The organism is Aquitalea sp. S1-19 (assembly GCF_024343515.1).
Window position 1 is genome coordinate 1 of the sequence record NZ_RJTZ01000279.1, and the last position, 1729, is coordinate 1729.

Consider the following 1729-nt stretch of genomic DNA (forward strand, 5'->3'; position numbering starts at 1 on the left):
TCCAGCATGGCCCGCTGCCCGGCCTTGCCAGCTTCAACCTGATGCCGGCCCGCGCACTGGTGACCACCGAGTTCGATATGAGCCCGGCTACGCGCAAGACACTGTCGCGCTTCTTCGGCGAAGCCGAACCGATTACCGTGACCAACCGTCTGGGCTTTGGCGGTGGCGGCGAGCTGAAAGTCAATATTCCCAAGTTTGACTACGAAGAGACACTGGCCGGCGTCAAGATGAACTGGCAGGGCTTCGACCTCAAGGTGGATTACGGGCGCGGCTTCAAGGAATATCTGCTGGAAGCCGACTCTCCGGGCTTTGTGCTGGATGCGGCCAGCAAGGGACGCTTTGCCTTTGACGGCGTACGTTATGTATCCGATGTTCGCCCCGGCGATAGTGGCGTGCGTCTGGGCACTGGCGAGCTGAACGTCAACAACGTCAAGCTGGGCTGGAAGGAAGCCATTCCTTACAGCATCAAGCTGAACGAACTGATTTATCTGGTCACGCGGGTCAGGGTGGGCGAGTTCATCAACCCGTCGGGCGAGCTCAAGCCATCCAATGTCGAGCTGACCAAGCTGAACTACCAGATTGTTACCAGCGAGCAGGATCAGTTCGTCAATACGCGCGGCAAACTAGGCTTTGAGACTTTCCGCTACGACGAGCAGAAATACGGCCCGCTCAAGCTCGATATCTCGGCCAACCACCTGCATGGCCCGACACTGGTCAAGCTGGATCAGGAGCTATCCAAGATCCCATTCGAGAACATTGCACCGGCAGATATGCGCAAGCGCTATATCGATACCATCCTGAAAAATGGTGTACCGCTACTGCAAAACGATCCCAAGCTGGTGGTTCACCAGCTTGAGCTGGGCTTGCCTAGCGGCATGAGCTCGCTGACCGGCTCCATGGCGATCAAGGGCTTCCAGGAAACCGACCTTAAGTCACCGCTGACCTTTATCAGCCGCTTTATTGTCGACGCCGATGTCTCACTGCCCAAACCGGCACTGGAAACCATGGTGGTCGCACAGGCACGCACTCTGTTCACCGTTGACGCCAGCGCAGAAGACCAGCCGGACATGGCCGAAATCGATGATCTGGCCAAGAGTCTGCTGGATGCCCAATTGGCCGAATGGGCAGACAAGAAGCTGATCAAGTTCGATGGCAAGCAGGTTTCCACCAAGCTGGACTTTCAGGGAGGCATCCTGAAGATCAACCAGCAAAAAGTAGCCCTGCCATGGGAAGAGAAAGAAGATCCACTCCCCACGGACGCGAGCGCAGCTTTGTAAGCGCGCACAAGCCAATAAAAAGCTGGCTCGCGCCGGCTTTTTATTATCTGGGCTCTTCAGGTGCCCATCTGGCTTTGCAGGTAGTTGTGTACTCCGACGCGGGCAATCAGATCCTGCTGCGTCTCCAGCCAGTCCACATGCTCCTCTTCGGCGGCGAGAATATCGTCTAGCAATTCGCGCGTCACATAGTCGCGCACGCTTTCGCAATACTGGATAGCATCACGCAAGAGCGGAATCGCCTCCATCTCCAGCTTGAGATCACAGGCGATCATTTCCTCGGGATGCTCGCCAATATACAAACGCCCCAGATCCTGCAAATTGGGCAAGCCCTCCAGAAACAGGATACGCTCAATCAAACGGTCGGCATGCTTCATCTCGTCGATGGACTCATGATACTCATGCTCGTCCAGACGCTTAAGCCCCCAATTGCGGTACATGCGAGCATGCAGGAA

2 protein-coding genes are annotated in these 1729 nt (G+C 56.2%); one reads left to right on the forward strand and one right to left on the reverse strand.

Annotated features, from left to right (window positions below):
* Positions 1-1277, forward strand: a 1277-nt coding sequence (locus EGI20_RS18315; protein ID WP_498633124.1) for a YdgA family protein, incomplete at its 5' end; no start/stop codon positions are given.
* Between the two features lie 56 nt (positions 1278-1333).
* Here EGI20_RS18315 and bfr read toward each other — a convergent pair.
* Positions 1334-1729, reverse strand: a 396-nt coding sequence (gene bfr / locus EGI20_RS18320; protein ID WP_498633126.1) for a bacterioferritin, incomplete at its 5' end; no start/stop codon positions are given.